Here is a 23,513-nt window from a genome sequence, read left to right as displayed (position 1 = left end):
TTGAAGCCGCGCCCTTAATCGCCAGATTTGACCAGTACATAGCTTCCCGGCGCATCGCCCAAAATGGGCAGGCCAGTGTCGCCGGGCACACGGGCTGGAACCTGTTCGCCGGATCTTTCACCGAGCCATTGAGCCCAGTCTGGCCACCACGACCCTTTGTGCTCAATCAATTGGCTTTGCCAGGCTTCTGCTGTCGGCGGCAATTCTGTCATGGTCGCCGGGGGCAGCCAGTGTTGGTACTTCTTTGCGTCGGGATGATTAATCACCCCGGCAATATGGCCAGAGCCCGCCAAAATCATGCGGACCGGCCCGCCAAACAACTTTGCACCCCGATAGATGGATCGCCACGGGGCGATGTGATCCTCTTTTGAGGACTGCATATAAATCGGAGTCTTGACGTCTTTCAGATTGAGCCGATAGCCCGACATCGTCATCTCGCCTTTTCCAAGCCGATTGTGACGATAGAAATTGTCCAGATAGAAGAGGTGCAGCGCCTTGGGCATCCGGGTCTGATCTGCGTTCCAGAACAACAGGTCAAAAGGTTTGGGGTCACGACCCATCAGGTAATTATTGACCACAAATGACCAGACAAGATCATTGGCGCGCAGGAAGTTAAACGTCTCGCCCATGACCGTGGCATCAAGCACGCCACCAGCATGTTCGATCTCGTCCTTAATATATTGGATGGCCGCGTCATCGGTGAAGACTTTGAGGTCGCCTGCCTCTTCAAAATCCTGTTGTGAGGCAAAGAAAGTGGTGGAATTGATCCGCGTGTCGCCAGTCTGGGCCATAACTGCCATGGTTGACGCCAGAAGTGTGCCCCCGATGCAATAGCCGACTGTATTGACCTTGTTCTGGCCGCTGGCTTTGCACACCACGTCCAACGCCTCATAAATGCCCAGCCGGGCATAATCTTCAAAGGTCTTGTCGGTGTGTTCGACACCGGGGTTAAGCCAAGAAACCACAAAGACGGAATGGCCTTGCTCGGTCAGCCATTTCACCATGGAATTATCCTGACGCATGTCGAGGATGTAGAATTTGTTGATCCATGGCGGGAAAAACAGGATGGGTGTGGCATAGACCGTTGGGGTCACCGGGTCATACTGCAGGATTTCGATAATCTCGCCGCGGTGGATCACTTTGCCGGGCGTAATTGCGATATTCTCGCCGATCTTGAAGGGACGTTCATCAACTTGGGCAGGGGTGAGGCGACCTTGGCCCCGCTTGAGGTCTTGTTCAAGATTGGCCAGTCCACGCACAATGCTTTGCCCGCCGGTCCGCAGGGCCTCGCGCAGGGCAACTGGATTGGTCATCAGGAAGTTCGATGGCGAGAAGGCATCGGCAAATTGCTTATTGAAAAACGTCGCCTTGCGTCGGGTCATATCATCGAGACCCTCAACGTGATCAATCAGGCCGGTGAACCAATTGGCGGTATGCAAATAGGTTTTGGCCAAGAGATTGAACATTGGCAAGCGCTGCCAATCAGGGTCGGCAAAGCGTTTGTCGGCATATTTGGGATCGGGTTTGGCCTCTGTCGCGCCGATGTCGAGACCCGCCTTCATCGCCTCTGTCCAGATCTCGGCATAGCCCTGCCATAATTGCTGTTGAGCGGCAGCCAGTTTCTCTGGATCCGAGACCAGACGCGTGGTGACATCGGCGGCATAGGGAGCAAGCCCATAGGGATCGGCACGCAATGGGCGCGCATCATCGGCCATCACACCATCAACTGCGGTAGCCCCCAACGCGGTCATTCGCGTCATGGCGTCACCCAGATTGCGCGTGAGGGTTTCAAGCGTGTCAAGATTTTGCGCGGCGAGCACATCCATCAGGCTGTCGCCATCGGCAGACTTTCCTGGTGGCACGTTGGTCTTGGGCTTTTCCTCTGCCTGATGCCCAGTCGGGCCTTCGGCGGTGTTTTTTGCCATGATGGGGACCCTGTTTCCTCTGCCAAATCGCGTCTTCGGTCATGATTTTGTGCACTCTTTGCCTTGCGGCAAACAGCGCAGCGGCGCATGAACATAGTCTAGCCATGTGCGAAGCAAACTTCCACCATTTATGGCGTCTGGACGTGATCCTGAGGCGATTGAAAGCAGAGGCGATTGAACGCAGGGACGGGTGAACGCTGGGACGGGCAGGTGAAAGCGGTGGACCGGGTGGGCAAGCAGGAGAAGGCAAGCCAAATGGGCAGACAGGGAACATCCAATCGGCCTGAACCTCGCCACGTGCGGGCAGGGTGGTTCAGACATAGGGCGATTGTGATGCCGCTCAGCATGTTGTTGTTTGTCGGTGCTTGCCAGTCTCTAAAGACTGAAGAAGGGTTTTTGCCTGATGCCTTGCGGTCTGCTGGCGCGGTCATTCAACCCGGTGATTATCCCGATCTGCGCAAAATCCCCGACCCGCCAAAGGATTTGCCAACTCAAAAGGCTTGGGCAGACCTTCAGGACGGCCTCACCCGCGACGGGCAAGCTGTTGATGCGCGCCCGGGGGCAGGCCCAATTACCAAGGCTGAAGCAGATCAAAGCTGGGCCGCAGCCGCCAAAGCCCTTGTGGACGCCAATCCTGCCTCCGCGCCGACCATGTTGAGCGATGCTCAATCCGAAGCCTGGGCAGAAGAGGCCCGAGCTAAGATGGAGGCAGATCTTGCGCGTCTGCCTCCAACCTAACATCGCGCTGCTCTTCCAATTTCAGAACACGATGGGCCTATGGGCCCGCTACACCAAAGGTTTCCGCCATGATCGGCGATTTTTACAAGATCAAACGTCTCCCCCCTTATGTGTTTGAAGAGGTCAACAAGCTGAAAGCGCGTTTGCGTGCCGCCGGAACTGACATCATCGATTTCGGCATGGGCAATCCGGACTTGCCCGTGCCGGAGCATATTGTCGAAAAGCTGGTTGAGACAGCGCGTAAGCCGCGAACCAATCGCTACTCTGCCTCGCGCGGTATTCCCGGCCTGCGCCGGGCAATGGCTGGCTATTATGACCGCCGTTTTGGCGTCAAACTCAATCCTGATACCGAGATTGTCGCCACATTGGGGTCGAAGGAAGGCTTTGCCAACCTCGCCCAAGCGATTTGCGCGCCAGGCGATGTGGTGATTGCCCCCAATCCATCTTACCCGATCCATGCTTTTGGCTTCATCATGGCTGGCGGGGTTATCCGCTCCATCGAGGCGCATAGTCCTGAGCAATATCTGGCGGGTATCAGCCGGGCTGTGCGTCATTCTGTGCCACGGCCAATTGCCATGATTGTCTGTTATCCGGCCAATCCAACCGCGCAGGTTGTCGACCTTGATTATTACAAAGAGGTCGTCGCGCTGGCCAAAAAGCACAATATGCTGGTCATCTCTGATATGGCCTATTCGGAAATCTATTTCGATGAGGCCAAGCCCCCACCCAGCATCCTGCAAGTCGAGGGGGCCAAGGATGTGGTGGTTGAGGTCAACACCTTGTCGAAAACCTATTCCATGGCTGGCTTCCGGGTTGGGTTTGCACTTGGAAATGACCGGGTGATTGCCGCTTTGGCGCGGGTCAAATCCTATCTTGATTATGGGGCCTATACGCCCGTGCAGGTGGCAGCGGTTGAAGCACTCAATGGACCACAGGCTTGTGTGGCCGAGATGCGTGCCGTTTATAAGGCCCGCCGCGATGCGCTCATCGATTCTTTCTCCCGTGCTGGATGGGACGTACCTGAGCCCCAGGCCTCGATGTTTGCTTGGTCGCTGATCCCAGAGAAATTCCGTGCGCTCGGTTCAGTTGAATTCTCCAAAAGATTGGTGGAGAAAGCCGGGGTTGCGGTCGCACCGGGGGCAGGCTTTGGCGAATATGGCGACGAATATGTTCGCATCGCGTTGGTTGAGAATGAGCAACGCATCCGCCAGGCCGCCCGCGCTGTCCGCAAATTCCTGACCGAGGAAAGCGGGACGCTGTAAAGCCGGCAAAGGGTGAAGCTGTTTAATCGGCCTGCGGGCCTGAACGAGAGTTGGATATGGCAGTCTTGAGAATTGGTATTGCAGGGCTGGGCACCGTTGGTGGCGGCTTGTTGAAGCTAGCCTTTGGTCGCGGCCCGTTGGCGGCAGCGGTGCGTGTGACCGGGGTAAGTGCGCGCACCAAGGGGCGCGCCCGCGATGTCGATATCTCGGCCATTGCTTGGTTCGATGATCCTGTGGCGCTTGCCAAAAGTCCTGAGATCGACGTGTTTGTCGAATTGATGGGCGGGTCGGAAGGCACGGCACGGAAGGCTGTTGAAGCCGCTTTGGCCGCCGGTAAGCATGTGGTGACGGCCAATAAGGCACTGCTTGCTGAACATGGTGCCGCGTTGGCAAAGCTGGCCGCCCAAAATGGTGCCGAAATCCGCTATGAAGCCGCTGTTGCTGGCGGCATTCCCGTCATCAAGGCGTTGCGCGAAGGCTTGGCGGCCAATCACATCAATGCAGTCAGTGGCGTGTTGAATGGCACCTGCAATTACATCCTGACTGAAATGGATGTGAGTGGTCGCGGTTTTGCGGCAGTCCTCGCTGATGCCCAGCGCCTGGGTTATGCTGAAGCCGATCCAACCCTTGACGTGTCAGGGGCCGATGCCGGCCATAAGCTCGCTATTCTGTCAGCGATTGCCATTGGCGGGGCTCCTAATTTTGCGGCCATGCGTCTGGAAGGCATTCAGGCGATTGAACCGATTGATCTTGAAAGTGCCAAGTTTCTTGGCCGCCGGGTCAAGCTTTTGGCGAAAACCTCCCGCCAAGGCGATCAGGTTGTTCAATCTGTCCGGCCAACCCTTCTGGCGCAAGATCATCCCATCGCCCGTGTCAACGGCCCGCTCAATGCGGTGGTGATTGATGCTGACCCTGTTGGGCGATTGTCGCTGGTGGGGGCTGGGGCGGGTGCTGGACCCACAGCATCGGCTGTCGCAGGTGATCTGATCGACTTGTCGCATGAGGATTCTCGTCCGGTGTTTTCAGGCCCTGGCCAATCCCAAACGCTGCAAGCTGCAAAAGGTGGCTTGTTGGCATCGTCAAAATTCTACGTGCGGCTGCGGGTACCAGATCGGGCTGGCACGATCGCAAAAATCACTGACACGCTGGCAAAACACCTTGTTTCCATCGAGAGCTTCCTGCAAAAGCCGCCCGAAGATGCGGCCCGCGTGCCCATCGTCCTGACGACCCAACCCATGGCGGAGCACGATTTGCTGGAAGCCTTGGGTGAGCTTTCCCGATTGGATGTCCTCGTCGAGGCACCCGTCTTGATGCCCTTGGAAGATTGAGCTGGGCCGATTTGCCCGGCGTCACTCCGCAACCATATTGGACCTTGTATGACCCTCCACCTACCTCCCGATATCGCCGCAGGTGCTTTGGCTGCGACAGAGGCTGCCGCAATTGCTTCATTCCGAGGGATTGGCCGGGGCGATGAAAAGGCTGCAGACCAGCTTGCTGTCGACGCCATGCGGACAGGGCTAAACGCCATGGCCATGAAGGGACGGGTGGTGATTGGCGAGGGGGAGCGTGATGAAGCCCCCATGCTTTATATCGGTGAGGAAGTCGGCACGGGTCAGGGTGGGGAGTTTGATATTGCGCTTGACCCACTGGAAGGTACCACTCTGACCGCTAAGGCCATGCCGAATGCCTTGGCGGTGCTGGCCATTGCGCCCAAAGGCGGGCTTCTCTACGCGCCTGACACATATATGGACAAGATTGCCGTCGGTCCGGGCCTGCCAACGGGGATTGTCGATCTTGACCGCAGCCCCGCTGAGAATGTGACGGCATTGGCAAAGGCAAAGGGCGTGAGTCCAGACCAGATTGGTGTGTGCGTGCTGGACCGGCCCCGTCACAGCGCGATTATCGATAGCCTTCGCTCGGTTGGCGCACGCGTGCATCTGATCACTGATGGTGACGTGGCGGGTGTGATTTATACCACTGACCCTGAGACAGGGATCGACCTTTATTTGGGACAAGGTGGAGCGCCTGAAGGTGTACTGGCAGCGGCAGCGCTCAAATGCGTCGGCGGCCAATTCCAAGGCCGTCTGGTCTTCCGCAACGAGGATGAAAAGGCCCGCGCCCGTCGAACCGGCATTACCGATTTCGGCCGGACCTACCAGCTCGATGAGCTGGTTTCTACCGATGTAGTGTTTTCCGCCACAGGTGTGACCAATGGCGCACTCGTTTCTGGGGTAAAGGCCACAGCTAAAGGCTTCATTACTGAAACCTTGGTGCTGGATTCGGCCGCCAAGACTGCCCGCATCGTGCGGACCCGGCATTTGGGGTGAACGCATGGATGGCGGCTCGTTTTTAAACATCGAGTCGAGTCTGTCAGGTCGCAGATGGGTGCAGCGCCTGCCACATGGGGCAGGGCCTCAAGATATTGGCCAAGTGGAAGAGGCCCTGCGTCGGCAAGGCCTTGACCCTGTTGTGGCCAAACTTCTCGCAGCGCGTGGGGCGACAGCCGACAACGCCAAGCGCATTCTTGAGCCCCGTTTGAAGACGGAATTGCCAGAACCTCTCAGCCTGCACGATATGGACAAGGCCGTGGGCGCCATTCTTGATGCCGTCCGAAACACGCGCAGCATCACCATTCTTGCCGATTATGATGTGGATGGTGGTACGTCCGGTGCTTTGCTTTTGGCGTGGTTCAACGCTGTTGGCGCGCGCGCCTCTGTTTTTGTGCCAGATCGCATCCATGATGGTTATGGTCCCAGTCCTCGGATCGTCAATAAAATTAAGGACCAAGGCACCGATCTGTTGATCACAGTGGATTGTGGCGCAGCTGCTTACGCTGCGTTGGAGGAAGCTCATCGCATTGGACTGGATGTGGTGGTGTTTGACCATCACTTGATGCATGGACCGCCACCGGCGGCCTTGGCCGTGGTCAATCCAAACCGCTTAGACGATAGGTCTGGTCTGGGTCATTTGACCGCGGCTGGCGTGGTGTTTGTGGCATTGGTTGCCTTAAACCGGGCTGCCCGCGAGGCAGGACTGTGGCGGGATCGTCCAGAGTTTGATTTGCTGAGCCGTCTTGATCTGGCAGCACTGGGGACAATCTGCGACGTTGCCCCGCTGACCGGGCTCAATCGCGCGCTGGTGGCGCAAGGCCTTAAAGTTCAAGAGCGCCTATCCAACCCGGGTCTTGCGGCATTGGCTCAGTCAGCCAAACTGAAGGACCCAGGCTCGGTCTATGCGGCAGGCTGGGTGTTCGGGCCGCGCTTGAATGCGGGCGGGCGGGTTGGGGATTCCTCACTCGCCGTGCGAATCCTGTCGACGCAGGACCCTGTCGAGGCGGGCAGCCTTGCGGAGGAATTAGAGCGGCTCAATGCCGAGCGACGGGCGATTGAGGCCAATGTTTTGGAGGAAGCCATTGTTCGGGTAGAGCGGGGCGAGGCAGGTCGCCTCGATGGGCCGCTTTTGATGCTCGGTGCCCCTGGCTGGCATCCGGGCATTATCGGTATTGTGGCAGGCCGCTTGAAGGATCGCTTCCATCGCCCTGTCATAGTGGTGGGGTCGGCTGATCCTGATGACCCAATTGCCAAAGGGTCAGGTCGCTCAGTTGCGGGGGTCAATCTGGGGGCTGCGGTCTCGGCAGCGGCTGGTGAGGGATTGCTACTGGCCGGGGGCGGCCATGCGATGGCAGCGGGTTTGACCACACGCTTTGCCGATTTGGCCCATGTGCATGCCGATCTGGCACGCCGCCTATCAGCTGAAGCCGATGCCGCAGGCCTGCGGCAGGATTTGGCAATTGATGCCCTATTGGGCGTGGCTGCCGCCAATTGGGACCTTTTGGGCCTGATGACCCAAGTCGGCCCCTATGGTGCTGGTTGGCCTGATCCGGTGTTTGCTTTTGCCAATGTCCGACCGTTCGCGGCAGCCCCTGTTGGCGGCAATCATGTTCGCGTGATGCTTGAGGATGAGACCGGCGCACGAATCAAGGCGATCTGTTTTCGCGCGCTCAACACACCATTAGGTGATGCTTTAATGGGGCGTGGCCGTCTGCATGTGGTTGTCCGGCTGAAAAAGGATGATTGGCGCGGTGGTGATGCAGTCGATTGTGAAATAATCGATGCAAGTCCTGCATCTGAACAGTAAAGGCCGCTTGCACGTTGGCATTGGCCTTTGTATAGAGCGCGCCTCACACGCGGTGCGCGTGCGGTATGGCTCCTTCGTCTATCGGTTAGGACGCCTGATTTTCAATCAGGAAAGACGGGTTCGACTCCCGTAGGAGCTGCCATCCTTCCCCGACATGACAAGAGGATTGGCTTAAGACAGCCTATCCACGCCTTAATGCAGCAGCAGCACCCGCGTGCTGCCCGTTGACGTCGCATGGCGGCATCGGGCCTGCCATGATGGGGGTGTGATTCGAAGGGTGGGGCCCCATGGGTGATATCGTGGAACTGGAAGGCGGTGGCGGTGGTGATGGTGGTATCATCATCAATGAGCCGTTTGATCGGGCGCTGGAGAGCCGCTACCTTGTCTATGCGCTCTCGACCATCACCTCCCGCGCGCTGCCAGATGTTCGCGACGGGCTAAAGCCGGTGCAACGCCGGATCATCCATGCCATGGGTGAACTGGGCCTTGATCCTGAGAGCAATTTCAAAAAGTGCGCCAAGATCGTTGGGGACGTGATGGGGAAATACCACCCCCACGGCGATAGCGCGATTTATGACGCGCTTGTCCGTTTGGCGCAGGACTTTTCGGTCCGCTATCCGCTTGTCGATGGCCAGGGCAATTTTGGCAATATTGATGGGGATTCCGCGGCTGCTTATCGCTATACCGAGGCCCGGTTGACCGAGATCGGTGCCCTTCTGATGGAGGGTGTGGATGAGGATGCCGTCCGATTCCGTGAAACCTATTCGCAGGAGGATACCGAGCCATCGGTTTTGCCAGCAGGCTTTCCCAATCTTCTTGCCAATGGCTCCATGGGAATTGCCGTGGGCATGGCCACATCCATCCCACCCCACAATGCGGCGGAATTGATCGATGCCTGCCTCCTCTTGATCGAGAGGCCAGAGGCGAGCCTTGATGAAATCTTGGACTTGGTGCCAGGCCCTGACTTTCCCACCGGCGGCATTTGCATTGAGAGCCGGGCGGCCATCCGGGAGGCCTATGCCACTGGCAAAGGCGGTTTCCGCACGCGGGCACGCTGGCAAGTTGAAGATACTGGCCGGGGCACCTGGCGCATCATTGTTACCGAGACGCCCTATCAGGTCCAGAAGTCGAAAATCGTGGAGCGACTGGCCGAATTGATCGAGAGCAAGAAGGCCCCGCTCTTGGCCGATGTCCGCGATGAGAGTGCTGAAGACATTCGCTTGGTGCTAGAGCCGCGCGCCCGCACAGTCGAACCCGACCAATTGATGGAAAGCTTGTTCAAGCTCACCGATTTGGAGAGCCGGTTCTCGATGAACCTCAATGTGCTCGACGCCAAAGGCGCTCCGCGGGTGATGAGCCTTGTCGACTGTCTCAAGGCCTTTCTTGACCACAAGCGCGACGTCATTCTTGCGCGGGCGAATTGGCGCCTCAGAAAGATTGATGGGCGGCTGGAGATCCTGGCAGGTTTGCTGGTCGCCTATCTCAATCTCGACGAAGTCATCCGCATCATCCGGTATGAAGATGAGCCCAAGCAAGTTCTGATCGCCACTTTTGACCTAACCGACGTGCAGGCAAATGCCATTCTAGACACACGTCTGCGCAATCTGCGCAAATTGGAAGAAATGGAAATCCGGCAGGAAGATGAGGATCTGAAGGCGGAACGGGAAGGCCTTGTGGCGATGCTGGCCTCGCCAGATTTGCAGTGGGCCCAAGCGGCTGAAGAATTGCGCGAAATCCAGTCTGCCTTCGCCAAGGATACCGCTTTGGGTGCGCGCCGCACCACTTTTGCTGAAGCCCCTGCAGCTTTTGCCTTGAGTGCGGAAGCCTTTGTGACGCGCGAACCCATCACGGTGGTTCTGTCCCAAAAGGGCTGGATCCGTGCCCTCAAGGGCCGGATCGATGATTTGTCCACGGTCAAATATAAGGATGGCGACGGTTATTATTTGTCGCTGCACGCCGAAACGACGGATAAGATCATCCTATTTGCTTCAGATGGTCGCGCCTTCACTTTGGCGGGCGATAAATTGCCCGGCGGGCGCGGTCTGGGTGAGCCGGTGCGGCTGTCCATCGATCTGGGAGAAGAGCATGACATCATAGCCATGTTCCTGCCCAAACCCGAGGGCGAGCATCTGGTAGCAGCCAGCACAGGTTATGGCTTTGTGGTCAGCGATGAAGAATGCGTGGCGCTGCGCCGCTCGGGCAAGCAAGTCCTGAATTTGGATGAGGGCGCCAAGGCCAGCGTCGTGGCACGTGTCCAAGGGGATTTGGTGGCTGTCGTGGGCGAGAACCGTAAGCTGGTGATCTTCCAGACCGACGAATTGCCCCGCATGGGTCGCGGGAAGGGCGTCAAATTACAAGCCTATAAGGATGGTGGCTTGTTGGATGCCATCACGTTCAAAGCCGATGAAGGTCTGGCGTGGTACGACACATCTGGCCGGCGCCGCGACGTACCAGATTGGAAGGATTATGTCGCCAAGCGCGCCGCGGCTGGACGTATGGTGCCGCGTGGCTTCTCGCGGTCAGGCAAATTTGTCGGATAGGGTTACAGCCCAATGAGAAGGGGCATCTGGTTATCCAGATGCCCCGAAACTCAGCTATCGTGCCATTTCTAGAATGCTGCGTTCAGGCGAACTGAGACCGGTATTGTGATACGCTCGGACTTATTATTCGCATTGGCAAGGCCTAGAGCGGTCAGATTCGTGTCATTATCCGAAAGCTTGGAATAATAACGTACCCCGACTTCAGCACCCAGCTCGGCAGATGGGGCAATCAGATAGGTCGCGCCCAAATCAGCCCCTACCATATAGGTCACTTTGTCATCATAAAGTTTCCATGTGCCGATGGAGGCGTTGGTCACAGCCCCGACATTGGTTGTTACTTGCGCGGTCAATGCATCGGTTTGGGTCACACCCGCGCGCACAGCATAATAGGGGAAAAGCCGCTCGCTCATGATGCCGCTGGTCAGCCATTGCCGATACCCTAATTCCACTCCAGCTTGCTTAAAATCGGAGAAGGCTGCGCGCAGGGGCGTGTTGCAATTGGTGACCCCGCCGACAACCACCTCGATACAGCCAATATCAGCGACTTTGCCATTGGCTTGCCGGTAGCTAAGCGCACCAAATACTTCACTCATCTGGCTCAGCGCATATCGAACTTCCACTGTTGCGGCGAGCGTGCCGTCATGGCTGTCCTTATAATCAGTGCCCCGCAAACGCAGAATACCTGTGCCTGCCAGACTTGGATTGAGCGTCGTCAAATTGACACTGGTGCCGCCGGTCCGGTCAAGAATTTTGCCATCGACAGGAAACTCATAGCCTACGCTACCGCCGAAGGAGAAAGGGGATTCAGCCAAAGCTGGACTGGCCAAGAGCGCTAACGCAGCAAAACCTAACAAACAACGCATCGATTTCCACTCCAATCGGACATAGGCACTTTTGGAGTTCTGATGTGAAATGTTTAACGAATTCTAACCAATGGCGGCTGCGACCCAAACAGGGCCATGTGCAGACCAGCCGCCCACGTCAAAGCTTCATTGGGCGTCTAGATGGGGGCCAAGATCGGTCCAGCCTGACGCACCCAAGGCCTCGATCGGGCGGAAATTGGTTTTATAGGCCATCTTTCGCGACCCCCGAACCCAATAGCCCAGATAAACATAGGGATAACCGACCGTTTTGGCCTGACGAATATGATCCAATATCATATAACTGCCCAGGCTCCGGCCAGCCTCGGTGGGGTCAAAAAAAGCATAAACCATCGACAAGCCGTCGGCTAACGCATCAATGAGGGCACAACCCACCAAACGACCATCATCTGAGCCCACACGATACTCGATCATATGGGTTCGAACCGAGGTTTCCTCGACCATTGCCGCAAAATCGAAGACTGACATGTCTGACATGCCCGCACCAAAATGGCGGTCGTGCAGATAGGTCTGAAGCAGTGAAAACTGCTCATAGGTCGCTCGTGCCGGCACCAAATTGGACACGAGGTCTTCATTGCGTGTCAGCACGCGCCGCCATCGCCGGGTAAACACAAAAGGCTGGGCAGGAACGCGTACCGACACACAAGCTGCGCACATGTCGCACGCAGGACGATAGGCTATGTTCTGCGACCGCCTGAAGCCTGCATGGGTGAGGCTATCGTTCAGATCAATCGCATCATGGCCATCCAAGGCAGCAAAAACCTTCCGTTCCCGCCGCCCCTCCAAATAGGGGCAGGGCTGGGCCGCAGTTAGGTAAAACCGGATGTTCCGGGAAGCGGATATCCGCCCAGCAGGTGTTGTTGGGTCCGTGCTCATGTATTGGCACTGTAACAGCCTAATTCAGCCCACGACAACACCTTCCAGTCAGAAAGGCCCGTCAGGAGGCGGAAATTTTCACAAGCCACCGTCTGCCGGTAAGGGCGATGACGCGCGCAGCAGAACAATGGCAATCCGGCGGTTGGCGGCCTGATAGGGATCGTCTGGAAAGAGGGGGTCAGAACCGGCTTTGCCGGAGACTTGGGCAATGCGATCTTCGCTTAGCCCGGCATTGGTCAGCACCCGTCTGGCCGAATTGGCGCGCGCGGATGACAATTCCCAGTTGGAATTGCGTGGGTCAGGATTGGGGGCGGCATCCGTGTGACCGGAAATGCTCACACGATTGGGGAGCGATTGAATGATGCGGGCAGCCGCCTGCAAAATGAGACGGGCGCGATCATTGGGAACGGTTGAACCGGGATCAAACATGGGCCGACCTTCTTGGTCAACCAATTGGATACGCAAGCCTTCGGGGGTTTGGTCCACGATGATGTTGCGCGACATTTCGGCAAGCTCAGGCATATCCTGCAGCGCCTGCCGCAGGCTCATTTCAGCTTGCTGGAATTCGGCAGCCTCACGGCGGGCAATCTCGTCTTCGGCTGCCTTATCAGCGGCATCAGCCGCTCCGTCTCCATTGCTGTCCCCTGTCTGACTTGAGGGGGTGGTGGCTGGCGCGACGGTCTCAAATATGGGCGTGGCACCTTTTTGCATCGCGCCCACTTCACCCAGCGCTGTCCCGCCCAATATCCCACCAGAACCAGAGGTCGATGCCGACACGCTGGCAGGGGCGAAATAATCTGCAATCCCGCGCTTTTGTTCGGGTGAGGAGGTATTGATCAGCCACATCAACAAGAAGAAGGCCATCATCGCAGTCACGAAGTCAGCATAGGCCACCTTCCAGGCACCGCCATGGTGTCCACCGGCTATCTTTTTGACTTTTTTGACAATTATGGGCCGATTGGACGACATTATCCGGATCTCTCAGTGATGGTGTTGAGAAGTATGACCGATGTCGGTTAAGAGCAGGTTTGCAGGAATCAGAAAATGACATTCGATCTCAAAGACTATCGCGCGGCACTGGGCAGTTTTGCGACCGGGGTGACCATTGTCACCGCGCTCGATTCAGTCGGAAACGGCCACGGCTTAACCGTCAACAGCTTTGCCTCGGTTTCACTTGAACCCGCGCTGGTACTCTGGTGTCTTGGCAACAAATCAGATTCCTATGAGCTGTTTGCTACTTGTACAGCTTATGGGGTCAATATTTTGTCGGACGATCAAACCGACTTGGCGATGCGTTTTGCCGGCAAAGGCGATCAGCGTCTGGCCTCAGGGGAATATGGCAAGCTTGCCACAGGTAGTCCGATCCTGCCCGGCACGATTGCCGCCTTTGATGCGAAAGTGGTTGAGCGCATCAATGCTGGCGATCATCTCATCCTGATTGGCGAAACCCAAGCCTATCAGCGTCATGACGGCAATGGTCTGGCCTATTTTCGGGGTAAATTTGGGTCCACGGCGGCTTTGAGCGGCTCATGAGTGGGTCACAGGTAGCTTTTTTGGGCCTTGGCGTCATGGGCGGGCCCATGGCGGGCTGGCTTGTCCAGAAGGGCCATCAGGTTCGTGCATGGAACCGCAGTCCGGGCAAAGCGGAAAGCTGGGCCAGCGCCCATGCAGTCCGTCCGTCTTCAAGCATTGCACAGGCCGTGGATGGTGCGGATATGGTTCTGGCGTGTGTGGGTGATGATCCTGATGCGCGCGCGGTAGCTGAGGCTGCCTTCACGCACATGCGGGCCGGGGCCATTTATATCGATCATACGACAACCTCGGCTGCCCTTGCGTCGGATCTATCCAAACAAGCCCATAATCGGGGGCTCGGCTGGGTGGATGCACCGGTTTCAGGTGGGCAGGCTGGGGCGGTCAATGGTCGTTTGACCGCAATGTGCGGAGCCACTGAAGCTGATTTTTCCGCGGCCCACCCGGTCATGAGTGCTTATTGTGCCACGATCGTGCGGATCGGGGAGGCCGGTACCGGGCAATTGACCAAAATGGTCAATCAGATTGCGATTGCAGGTGTGGTGCAGGGCTTGGCCGAAGCCATGGCGTTTGCCAAGGCACAAGGGCTTGATACCGATGCGGTTCTGGCTGCCATCTCAAAGGGGGCTGCTGGGTCTTGGCAGATGGATAACCGATGGGTTAGCATGGCCGAAGACCGCTTTGATTTCGGTTTTGCGGTCGACTGGATGCGTAAGGATTTGCGGATCGTGCTGGAAGCTGCAGAAGCTAAGGGGTTGACGCTGGAGCTCACGAAGCTGGTTGACGGCTATTATGGGGAAATTCAGGCAGCAGGTGGCGGACGGCTTGACACATCCAGCCTGGCTCGCCGCTTTCGCCACGCTGGAAAGGCTGAAGAATGATGTTTGGATTGATTTTACTGGCCGCGCCCGAGATTGCGGCTCCGGTTCGCCCAAATCCGATTTGCGACGCAATAGCTGTGATTGAAAAGGCGACGCTCGATCGTCCCCAGGCATTTCGGTCACTGGTCGTGCAAGTGCCCACGCCAACGCGTGAACGCGACGCCACCGGCAAATGGACCATGGTGACCCGCAATGTCGCTGCTGTGAGGCCTTTGGCAGGTTTGGTTGATTGCCGCTTTGTCTATAACGCGATGATCTCTCTGGCTTGCTATGGTGCCCAGGAGGCCGTGGAGGCGGAAGCCAACTCGGTCGATAAAGTCCTAGCAGACTTTTCCGACGAAATTGCAAAATGCATTAAAAATGAGAATCTTGTCCGGCAAAATTCAGATTTTGGTTCAGGGATGGCTGTAACCTTTGCTGGGGGTGCCAGAGAGCCATTTTACCAGATTTCGATGGTGCCTTTGCCTCATGAGGATGGAAAACGCCGACCAGAACTTCTGGTCCTAGGTCCGGCTGAATTGCCTCCTGCACCCGTGGTTCGCCCCACCAAGTCCAGCCCGAAGAAGGCCAGCCCCAAATCGAAGCGGCGGTGACGGGCTGGTCCTGTTTGCCCTCTATGGCCGTTCACCCAATTTTTTGGCGGCTTCTAAGGCCCAATAGGTGATGATGCCGTCAGCCCCGGCGCGCTTGAAGCAGGCCAGCGCCTCCATGCGCACCCGGCTGCCATCGAGCCAGCCATTGGCAATGGCTGCTTCCATCATCGCATACTCGCCAGAGACCTGAAATGCATAGGTCGGCACACCGAAAGCATCCTTCACCCGGCGGACAATATCCAGATAGGGCATGCCGGGCTTGACCATCACCATGTCAGCGCCTTCGGCGATATCAAGACCAACTTCGCGTATTGCCTCATCACTATTGCCTGGGTCCATTTGATAGGTCTTTTTGTCACCCTTCAGAGCACCTTTCGAGCCAATGGCATCCCGATAAGGCCCATAAAAGGCCGAGGCATATTTGGCCGCATAGGACATGATCGCCACATCTTGAAAACCAGCCGCATCAAGCCCGGCCCGGATCGCACCAATCCGCCCGTCCGTCATGTCTGACGGGGCAACAACATCCGCCCCAGCCTGAGCTTCCAAGACCGCTTGGCGCACGAGGGCCGCGATCGTGGGGTCATTCAGCATGGTTCCGGCGTCATCAATCAGACCGTCATGGCCATGATCGGTGAAGGGGTCGAGGGCGACATCGGTCATCAGGCCAACATTTGGGGCCGCCTTTTTCATGGCGGAGACCACATCTGGTACCAGTCCGTCTGGATTGAAGGCTTCGCTACCTTCACCATTTTTCAGAGCCGGATCAATGAAGGGGAAAACCGCAATCATTGGTACACCCAGAGATTCTGCTTCTTGCGCCACTGCGACAGCTTCAGTCCGACTATAGCGATAGGTGCCGGGCATGGAGGCAACCGGGATCCGGCTTTGTGTGCCATCATGGACCACCATAGCCAAGATCAGATCATTGACACTGACCTCGGTCTGCCGGGTTAGTCGCCGCCGCCAATCGGTCAAGCGGTTACGGCGCATGCGGGTAGCTGGATAGGCGGCGGGGGGCAGGTGTGTTGTCATGGAAACTTCTGTAGCGCCAAAGGGGCGAAACGGCTACTGAGACCCGCATCAGAGGACTCTGTCTGCCATGGCTTATGACACCACCGAAGATCAGAATTTGATCATCGCGACTGCCCGCCGCTTTGCGGCTGATTCTTTGGCCCCTTTCGCTGCTGCTTGGGAAGAAGCAGGCACTTTGGATCGACCGACCCTGCAGGCCATGGCCGCTTTGGGATTTGCGGGGATTTATGTGCGCGATGATGTAGGCGGATCAGGTCTTTCCCGATTGGATGCGGCCATCATTTTCGAAGAATTGTCGGCAGGTGATGTGTCCCATGCTGCCTTTTTGTCCATCCACAATATGGCCAGCTGGATGATCGATACGTTTGGGAATGAGGCCCAACGTCAGGCCTATCTGCCAGCATTGACGCAAATGGACCTGATTGCCAGCTATTGCTTGACCGAGCCTGGGTCGGGGTCGGATGCTGCATCGCTTGCCACGACGGCCCGGCGAGATGGGGGCGATTATCTCCTCAATGGCAGCAAGGCGTTTATCTCCGGTGCCGGGTTTTCAGATCTTTATGTGGTGATGGTGCGCACCGGACAGGCTGGTCCGCGTGGCATTTCCACCATTCTGGTGCCCAAGGATGCGCCGGGCCTGTCTTTTGGTAAGAATGAAAAGAAAATGGGCTGGCAGGCTCAACCCACAGCTCAAGTAATTTTCGAAGATTGCCGCGTGCCGGCAGAAAATCTTTTGGGGGAGGAGGGCCAAGGCTTCACCTTTGCCATGAAGGGCCTTGATGGCGGCCGCCTCAATATTGCGGCCTGCTCATTGGGCGGGGCAGGGGCAGCACTCAACCGGGCGATGGCCTATGCAAAAGAGCGCCGCCAGTTCGGCCAAACCTTGTGGGGCTTTCAGAATACACAGTTTCGGTTGGCTGACATGGCCACTGAGCTTGAGGCAGCCCGAGTCTTTCTGCGTCATGCCGCGGCTGCTTTGGATGCCCAAAGTCCAGAGGCGACCAAATTGTGCGCGATGGCGAAGCGCTTTGTTACCGATATCGGCTTTCAGGTCGCCAATCAGGCACTGCAGATCCATGGCGGATATGGCTATTTGAAGGATTATGAAGTCGAACGCATTGTGCGCGATCTTCGGGTCCATCAGATTTTGGAAGGCACCAATGAGGTGATGCGCGTCATAATCGCACGGGAGATGGATCGTGGACTGTGAAAATCGTCTTGATCGTCGCACAATAATGGCCGGACTTTTGGCTCCGGCCCTACTGGCCTCTTCTGGTGCCACTCAGGCCGCTGGCCATCATCATCAGCACGGGAAGACCGCCATGCGCAAACCCATTATCATTGCCCATCGCGGGGCTTCCGGCTTGCGCCCGGAACATACTTTGGCGGCCTATCAATTGGCCATCGATCTGGGAGCGGACTTTATCGAACCCGATCTGGTGTTGACCAAGGATGGCCATCTGATCTGTCGACATGAAAATGAGATTGGCGGGACAACCGACGTCGCCAATCGACCTGAGTTTGCCGACCGCAAGAAGGTCCATGTGATTGATGGGGAGCGTCACGAGGGCTGGTTTACTGAAGATTTCACACTCGCTGAAATCAAGACTTTGCGCTGTAAAGAGCGACTTCCACAATTGCGCCCGGCCAATACGGCCTATGATGGCCAGTTTGACGTGCCCACCTTCGAGGAGGTGCTGGCGCTTGCAAAGTCTCAATCGGTCAAGACGGGGCGGACCATTGGGGTTTATCCCGAAACCAAGCATCCGACCTGGTTTGAAGGCCTGTCTTTATCGTTTGATCGCCCGCTGGTTAGCGCGATCAAGGCCCACGGCCTTGATGCGGCAGATGCCCCCATTTTCATTCAGAGCTTTGAGGTCACCAATCTAAAGCGCCTGAAAACACTGACAAAAGCACCATTGGTTCAATTGATGGCAAGCGAGGGCGGCCCGTTTGATCTGTCAGCCCAAAAAGTCAGCTATGCCAGCATGGCAACGGCCTCTGGTTTGGTCGAAATTGCGCGCTATGCCAGCGGTGTCGGACCTGAGAAAGTGATGATCATACCCCGTGATGGTGCCAATCAGTTGATGACTCCCACGCGCTTTGTGCCTGACGCACATCAGGCAGGCTTGGTGGTTCATCCTTGGACGTTCCGGGCTGAAAACTATTTCCTGCCCCAATCACTGCGCAAGGGGGATGCGGCAAGCCCTGCCTATCTGGCCCAACATGGCGATCTTGTCAGTGAAATCCGTGCTTTCATGGCTGCTGGTGTCGATGGGGTGTTCTCTGACTTTACCGCAGAGGCGGTGGCCGCGCGGGCAAGCCTATGAGCGAGACCCAATCCAAGCCGGTTATTGTGTCGCGCCAAGGTGGGCTTGGCGTTCTAACTCTGAATCGGCCTGAGGCTTTGCACGCCCTCAATCAGGACATGGTTGAGGACATGATTGCCGCTCTCTTAAGCTGGATTGCCGACCCCGAGATCAAGGGCGTGATGGTCGACCATGTGGGTTCGCGGGGATTTTGCGCCGGTGGGGATATCCGCATGTTGGCAGAAAGCGGCGCAGGCGATGGCAAGCAGGCCCAAGCCTTCTTCGGCCGCGAATATCAGCTCAATCATCTCATCGCCCATTATCCCAAGCCTTATGTCGCGGTGATGGATGGCATCACCATGGGCGGGGGCGTCGGCATTTCGGTGCATGGGCCTTTCAGGATTGGAACTGAGCGCACGGTTTTTGCGATGCCAGAGACTGGGATTGGCTTGTTTCCAGATGTCGGGGGTGGCTGGTTCCTGCCGCGCTTGCCCGGTCAGATTGGTCTGTGGTTGGCGCTTACCGGGACCCGGCTGAAAGCAGCCGATTGCCTTGCTGCAGGCATTTTGACCCACTTCATCCCTGAAGACCTTTTGGTGGCCGCCAAAGCCCAGATTGCTGGGGCCATGGCAACCCATACACCCATCGCCACTTTGACCTCAGGCCTCGATGCTTTGAGTGAACCGGCGGGCCGGTTACACCATCTGGTGCCAGAACATCGGGCCATTATTGACCGCTGTTTTGCGGCAAACAGTGTGGAAGCCATCATCGCAGCGCTTGAAGATGTGGATCATGATTTTGCGCGCGAGCAATTGGCCATTCTCGCCACAAAGTCCCCGCAGACCTTAAAAGTGGCGTTTCGGCAGTTGCGGCAAGGGGCACTGGCAACAGACTTTGCCGCCCATATGCGCCAAGAATATCGCATCGGATCGCGGGTTGTTCGCCGCCATGACTTTATCGAGGGCGTTCGGGCCGTACTTATCGACAAGGATCATGCCCCACGCTGGCAGCCTGAGACGTTGAATGGGGTCGACGAGGCCTTGCTCAATGCGATCTTTGCACCCTTAAGCCCGGCTGAAGGCGCAGAATGGGAACCTCTGACATGGTAGATGAAATCGCCAATATCGCGTTTATCGGCTTGGGTGCGATGGGGGCTGGTATGGCGGCCAATTTGGCCAAGGCCGGCTATCGTGTCTATGCCTTTGACGTGGTGGCTGAGGCGGTGAGCGCTGCGGTTTCAGCGGGTTGTCTGGCCACCAACTCTATTGGTGAGGCAGTGGCGGACGCCCACGTCGTCATCACAATGTTGCCCACCGGCGATCATGTTCGTGAGGTGCATGCGGGGGCTGGCGGTGTTTTGGCCCATGCTTGTAAGGGTGCACTCTTGTTGGATTGCTCAACCATTGCGGTTGAAGATGCCCGGTCGCTGGCCGCCCAGGCAGAGGCTCATGGCTTTGCGATGTGTGATGCGCCGGTGTCTGGTGGAGTCACCGCGGCACAAGCGGGCACGTTGACCTTTATGGTCGGCGGCTCATCCAATCATGTTGAGGCATCCAAGCCCGTTTTGTCTGCAATGGGTAAAGCGGTCATCCATGCGGGGGAGGCTGGGGCCGGGCAGGCGGCCAAGATTTGCAACAATATGTTGTTGGCCGTCACAATGATTGGAACATGCGAGGCGTTTGTGCTCGCCGAAAGACTGGGCCTTGATCCTAAGGCCTTCTTCGATATTGCATCCCAATCGTCTGGCCAGAGTTGGTCGATGACGTCCTACGCACCTGTTCCTGGACTGGTGCCAACGGCTCCTTCGAACCGTGATTTTGCCAATGGCTTTGCTGGTGCCCTGATGTTGAAGGATTTGCGACTGGCTTTGCAGGCAAATGACAGCGTAGATCTTCGTCCGGCTTTGGCCCTAAAAGCAGAAGAGATTTATAGTGAATATGTCGTTAACTACGCTCCGAATCGCGATTTTTCCGGGGTGATCGACATGCTTAGGAACAGGTAAATGCCATTTTAACAAGATGTTAGACTCTTTCAGCTAAGTTACTTCGAAACGTCGAAGAATACGGCGGGAGAAAAAATATGGCGGGTCTAACACAACAAAATACGACCATCGAAACGGTCGAACAATCTAGTCTGAGCGAGTATCGGCGTGCTCTCTCCCTCGTTGAGCGTTTGCATCGGCAATTGCTGGATGTGGTGAAGGATGATCTCGATCGCGCCGGCCACGACGATCTCACTCCTGTCCAAGCTTTGTTGATTTTTAATATCGGCGATGCAGAGTGGTCAGCGGGCGAACTGAAGTCACGTGGCTTTTATCTTGGCTCAAATGTGTCCTACAATCTGAAGAAGCTTCACGAGCTTGGCTATGTCGAAAGTGGTAAGTCCGCCCATGACAAGCGCCAGATCCGGTTGCGGCTGACCCAAGCAGGCAGCGATCTGCGCAAGCAGCTCGATACGATGTTCCAGCGTCACGCGGCAACGTTGAGCCCCGTTGGTGGGGTTGAGAGCCCTGATTTGGTGGCTTCCAACAAAACCTTGACTCGGCTTGAACGCTTCTGGGCGGACCAGATCCGGTTCCGTCTGTAACCCTGGTACCCAGCTCAGCCGGGATCAAAAAACCGCCTTCGGTCTTCCGATGGCGGTTTTTTGATGTTGTTTCAGCCCCCAGCGGGCAAAATGCGACATATTGCCTATGGCCTTGCGCCGGATTTCGTCTAGTTAGTGCATGCGGCTCGCAAGGGTCATCGGCAATGAGAGGCGGGCATGGCCCCGGACAAGCGATGAAGTATGAAAAGGCTTTTCGTCAGGCAGTCGAGGATGTGCGCGCCGAGGGGCGTTACCGCGTCTTTGCCGATGTGAAGCGCAAGCAGGGCCAGTTCCCCCACGCGCGTCGCCGCACAGAGCAGGGCGAACAGGATATCGTGATTTGGTGCTCGAATGATTATTTGGGCCAAGGACAGAACCCGCAAGTCTTGGCAGCCATGACCCGTGCCTTGGAGGATGTGGGGGCTGGGTCAGGCGGCACGCGCAACATTTCCGGGACAACAAGCTTTCATGTCGATTTAGAGCGGGAATTGGCTGACCTACACCAAAAGGAAGCCGCATTGTTGTTTACATCCGGCTATGTCGCCAATGACGCAACACTGGCGACAATGTCGCGGATCTTGCCCGGTTGCATCATCTTTTCAGATGAAAAGAACCATGCCTCGATGATTGAAGGCATCCGCCGCTCGGGCTGTGAAAAGCGCGTGTTTCGGCATAATGATGTCGCGCACCTTGAAAGCCTATTGGCACGCGTTCCTCTCGATGCACCAAAACTGATTGCGTTTGAAAGTGTCTATTCCATGGATGGTGATGTTTCGCCCATCCACGCCATCTGTGATTTGGCAGAACGTTATCAGGCAATGACCTATTTGGATGAAGTCCATGCAGTAGGTCTTTATGGAGCGCGTGGTGCTGGCATTGCCGAGCGCGATGATGCTTTGGCCCGGATCGATGTGATTGAGGGCACGTTGGGCAAGGCTTTCGGCCTCATGGGCGGCTATATTGCGGGTAGCAGTGTCATGGTGGATGCGATCCGCTCGTTCGCACCTGGTTTTATCTTCACCACATCCTTGGCACCTGTGTTGGCGGCCGGCGCGCTGGAAAGCGTGCGAATTTTGAAGAGCGAAGTCGGTGTGGGTTTACGCGCACGTCATCAGGCCCAAGCGTCTGTTCTGAAACAGATGTTCCTAGAAGCCGGCCTGCCTGTGATGGAGAGCTCAACCACCCATATTGTGCCGCTTTTGGTTGGCGATGCTGTGCGTTGCAAAGCGATATCTGATCGACTGCTCGATGAGTTTGGCATCTATGTGCAGCCGATCAATTTCCCCACTGTCCCACGCGGGACAGAACGACTGCGCTTTACCCCAAGTCCATTGCATGATGATGGCCTATGTCTGAAGCTGGTCGAGGCTGTCAGGGCTGTCTGGGGCTCTACAAGTCAGGTTCGGGTGGCCTGATCGTGGGAGAGCCCACCGCACATGACGGCATGTTGCGGGATTTGATGCAGCGCGAAATCTATTTGGAAACCCAAATCCGCGGCCCTTATGCTCAAGTCCGGGCCATAGATGCTCAAACAGGTTTGGAGGTCGCTGTTACAACTCCGGCCTCAGCCGCGCAATTCGATCAGAAGCGGCTGGCTTTACGAAAATTGGGACAGGCACTGATCGCCCATGGTGTTATGCTGGACCCCGACAGGGCAGCGCCAACCAACCTGGAGATCGACAACCGACCTGCAGACAAAGCGGGCAAGGGAACAAAAAGCCCTCTACCCGCTCTGCCGAAACGCGGCATTCTAACCTGAACTACTACAATACCAGACGTCGATTATATTTGGGATAACAAACTATAGTTCAGATCGATCTAGCGTCCTCGTACACCCCGACCAAGGCCAATCTGCTTTGCAAATTCACTGCGCCTTTTGGCATAATTGGGGGCCACCATCGGATAATCTGCTGGCAAGTTCCAGCGACGACGATACTCTTCCGGAGAAAGATTATACTTAGAGCGCAAGTAACGCTTAAGCATTTTGAGTCGTTTGCCGTCTTCTAGGCAAATAATGTAATCATCCGTGACTGACTTTCCCAAGCTCACAGCGGCCTTTGGCTTTTCTGAAGGCTTCTCAAAGTCATCGTTTGATAATGTAATCAAACTTTTGTGGATGCTACGGATAAGATCGCTCAAGTTTTCGGCGCGGATCTCATTGGCGTTGACATAGGAGGAGACGATTTCAGTCGTCATTTCCAGTATATCAGAGCTGTTGTT

The 23,513-nt window shown here is 56.6% G+C and carries 22 protein-coding genes and 1 tRNA gene; 17 read left to right on the top strand and 6 right to left on the bottom strand.

Going from position 1 to position 23,513, the window contains the following annotated elements; all coding sequences use genetic code 11:
- Positions 1–14: 14 nt before the first annotated feature.
- Positions 15–1,925 carry a class I poly(R)-hydroxyalkanoic acid synthase gene (phaC, locus tag PbB2_RS04540; protein WP_238164851.1) on the bottom strand — a complete coding sequence of 637 codons (1,911 nt, stop codon included), beginning with the start codon at positions 1,923–1,925 and terminating at the stop codon, positions 15–17.
- A 174-nt stretch (positions 1,926–2,099) separates the two neighbouring features.
- On the opposite strand from phaC, the gene PbB2_RS04535 reads away from it, so the two are divergent.
- From PbB2_RS04535 to parC, 7 genes are all read left to right on the top strand, one after another.
- On the top strand, positions 2,100–2,663 hold the full coding sequence (locus tag PbB2_RS04535; RefSeq protein WP_133245718.1) for a hypothetical protein: 564 nt from the start codon (positions 2,100–2,102) through the stop codon (positions 2,661–2,663).
- Positions 2,664–2,731: 68 nt separating this feature from the next.
- Complete coding sequence (locus tag PbB2_RS04530) at positions 2,732–3,925, top strand: LL-diaminopimelate aminotransferase (protein ID WP_108984102.1); 1,194 nt, start codon at positions 2,732–2,734, stop codon at positions 3,923–3,925.
- 56 nt (positions 3,926–3,981) lie between these two features.
- Positions 3,982–5,253: a homoserine dehydrogenase gene (locus PbB2_RS04525; protein WP_108984101.1), complete on the top strand. Its 1,272-nt coding sequence runs from the start codon at positions 3,982–3,984 to the stop codon at positions 5,251–5,253.
- 48 nt (positions 5,254–5,301) lie between these two features.
- Positions 5,302–6,252 (top strand): class II fructose-bisphosphatase, encoded by a 951-nt coding sequence (gene glpX, locus PbB2_RS04520; RefSeq protein WP_108984100.1) that lies wholly within the window; start codon positions 5,302–5,304, stop codon positions 6,250–6,252.
- Between the two features lie 58 nt (positions 6,253–6,310).
- On the top strand, positions 6,311–8,062 hold the full coding sequence (recJ, locus tag PbB2_RS04515) for a single-stranded-DNA-specific exonuclease RecJ (RefSeq protein WP_320410527.1): 1,752 nt from the start codon (positions 6,311–6,313) through the stop codon (positions 8,060–8,062).
- 67 nt (positions 8,063–8,129) lie between these two features.
- Positions 8,130–8,204, top strand: a tRNA-Glu gene (locus tag PbB2_RS04510).
- A gap of 145 nt (positions 8,205–8,349) precedes the next feature.
- Entirely contained in the window at positions 8,350–10,602 is a 2,253-nt protein-coding gene (gene parC / locus PbB2_RS04505) for a DNA topoisomerase IV subunit A (protein WP_108984098.1), read from the top strand.
- A 68-nt stretch (positions 10,603–10,670) separates the two neighbouring features.
- Here parC and PbB2_RS04500 read toward each other — a convergent pair whose 3' ends face one another.
- The 3 genes from PbB2_RS04500 to PbB2_RS04490 all read right to left on the bottom strand — a co-directional run bounded on the left by PbB2_RS04500 (position 10,671) and on the right by PbB2_RS04490 (position 13,328).
- Positions 10,671–11,465, bottom strand: a complete 795-nt coding sequence (locus PbB2_RS04500) for a hypothetical protein (protein WP_108984097.1) — start codon at positions 11,463–11,465, stop codon at positions 10,671–10,673.
- Positions 11,466–11,591: 126 nt separating this feature from the next.
- Positions 11,592–12,359, bottom strand: a complete 768-nt coding sequence (locus PbB2_RS04495; protein ID WP_108984096.1) for an arginyltransferase — start codon at positions 12,357–12,359, stop codon at positions 11,592–11,594.
- 78 nt (positions 12,360–12,437) lie between these two features.
- Positions 12,438–13,328 (bottom strand): flagellar motor protein MotB, encoded by an 891-nt coding sequence (locus PbB2_RS04490; RefSeq protein WP_108984095.1) that lies wholly within the window; start codon positions 13,326–13,328, stop codon positions 12,438–12,440.
- A gap of 75 nt (positions 13,329–13,403) precedes the next feature.
- Between PbB2_RS04490 and PbB2_RS04485 the strand changes: the two genes are divergently transcribed.
- From PbB2_RS04485 to PbB2_RS04475, 3 genes are read left to right on the top strand one after another with little or no spacing between them, the layout of a single operon-like run.
- A complete protein-coding gene (locus PbB2_RS04485) occupies positions 13,404–13,892 on the top strand; it encodes a flavin reductase family protein (protein WP_108984094.1) in 489 nt (162 codons plus the stop codon).
- Positions 13,889–14,770 carry an NAD(P)-dependent oxidoreductase gene (locus PbB2_RS04480; protein WP_108984093.1) on the top strand — a complete coding sequence of 294 codons (882 nt, stop codon included), beginning with the start codon at positions 13,889–13,891 and terminating at the stop codon, positions 14,768–14,770. The genes PbB2_RS04485 and PbB2_RS04480 overlap by 4 nt, the downstream gene beginning before the upstream one ends.
- On the top strand, positions 14,770–15,363 hold the full coding sequence (locus PbB2_RS04475) for a hypothetical protein (protein WP_133245717.1): 594 nt from the start codon (positions 14,770–14,772) through the stop codon (positions 15,361–15,363). Before PbB2_RS04480 ends, PbB2_RS04475 begins: the two co-directional genes overlap by 1 nt.
- 21 nt (positions 15,364–15,384) lie before the next feature.
- Here PbB2_RS04475 and hemB read toward each other — a convergent pair whose 3' ends face one another.
- On the bottom strand, positions 15,385–16,398 hold the full coding sequence (gene hemB, locus PbB2_RS04470) for a porphobilinogen synthase (protein ID WP_108984091.1): 1,014 nt from the start codon (positions 16,396–16,398) through the stop codon (positions 15,385–15,387).
- 67 nt (positions 16,399–16,465) lie between these two features.
- Here hemB and PbB2_RS04465 point away from each other — a divergent pair, with 67 nt between their 5' ends.
- From PbB2_RS04465 to PbB2_RS16000, 7 genes are all read left to right on the top strand, one after another.
- Positions 16,466–17,608 (top strand): acyl-CoA dehydrogenase family protein, encoded by a 1,143-nt coding sequence (locus tag PbB2_RS04465; RefSeq protein ID WP_108984090.1) that lies wholly within the window; start codon positions 16,466–16,468, stop codon positions 17,606–17,608.
- Positions 17,609–17,633: 25 nt separating this feature from the next.
- Positions 17,634–18,728: a glycerophosphodiester phosphodiesterase gene (locus PbB2_RS04460; protein WP_108984089.1), complete on the top strand. Its 1,095-nt coding sequence runs from the start codon at positions 17,634–17,636 to the stop codon at positions 18,726–18,728.
- The gene (locus PbB2_RS04455; RefSeq protein WP_108984088.1) at positions 18,725–19,816 is read left to right on the top strand and encodes an enoyl-CoA hydratase/isomerase family protein; all 1,092 of its coding nucleotides are present in this window, start codon (positions 18,725–18,727) and stop codon (positions 19,814–19,816) included. Before PbB2_RS04460 ends, PbB2_RS04455 begins: the two co-directional genes overlap by 4 nt.
- Positions 19,810–20,709 (top strand): 3-hydroxyisobutyrate dehydrogenase, encoded by a 900-nt coding sequence (mmsB, locus tag PbB2_RS04450; RefSeq protein WP_238164850.1) that lies wholly within the window; start codon positions 19,810–19,812, stop codon positions 20,707–20,709. Before PbB2_RS04455 ends, mmsB begins: the two co-directional genes overlap by 7 nt.
- A gap of 77 nt (positions 20,710–20,786) precedes the next feature.
- Positions 20,787–21,293, top strand: coding sequence for a MarR family winged helix-turn-helix transcriptional regulator (locus tag PbB2_RS04445; protein WP_108984087.1), 507 nt, complete (start codon positions 20,787–20,789; stop codon positions 21,291–21,293).
- Positions 21,294–21,487: 194 nt separating this feature from the next.
- Entirely contained in the window at positions 21,488–22,708 is a 1,221-nt protein-coding gene (gene hemA, locus PbB2_RS04440) for a 5-aminolevulinate synthase (protein WP_108984086.1), read from the top strand.
- The gene (locus PbB2_RS16000) at positions 22,642–23,052 is read left to right on the top strand and encodes a DUF6898 family protein (RefSeq protein WP_192576186.1); all 411 of its coding nucleotides are present in this window, start codon (positions 22,642–22,644) and stop codon (positions 23,050–23,052) included. The genes hemA and PbB2_RS16000 overlap by 67 nt, the downstream gene beginning before the upstream one ends.
- A gap of 59 nt (positions 23,053–23,111) precedes the next feature.
- Here the strand turns inward: PbB2_RS16000 and PbB2_RS04430 are convergent, their stop codons facing one another.
- Complete coding sequence (locus PbB2_RS04430; protein WP_272949223.1) at positions 23,112–23,489, bottom strand: Ros/MucR family transcriptional regulator; 378 nt, start codon at positions 23,487–23,489, stop codon at positions 23,112–23,114.
- Between the last annotated feature and the right edge of the window lie 24 nt (positions 23,490–23,513).

The organism is Candidatus Phycosocius bacilliformis, from assembly GCF_003112735.1.
GTDB lineage: Bacteria > Pseudomonadota > Alphaproteobacteria > Caulobacterales > Aquidulcibacteraceae > Aquidulcibacter > Aquidulcibacter bacilliformis.
Note: the sequence above shows the minus strand (reverse complement) of the source record. Positions and strands in the feature narration are given on the sequence as shown.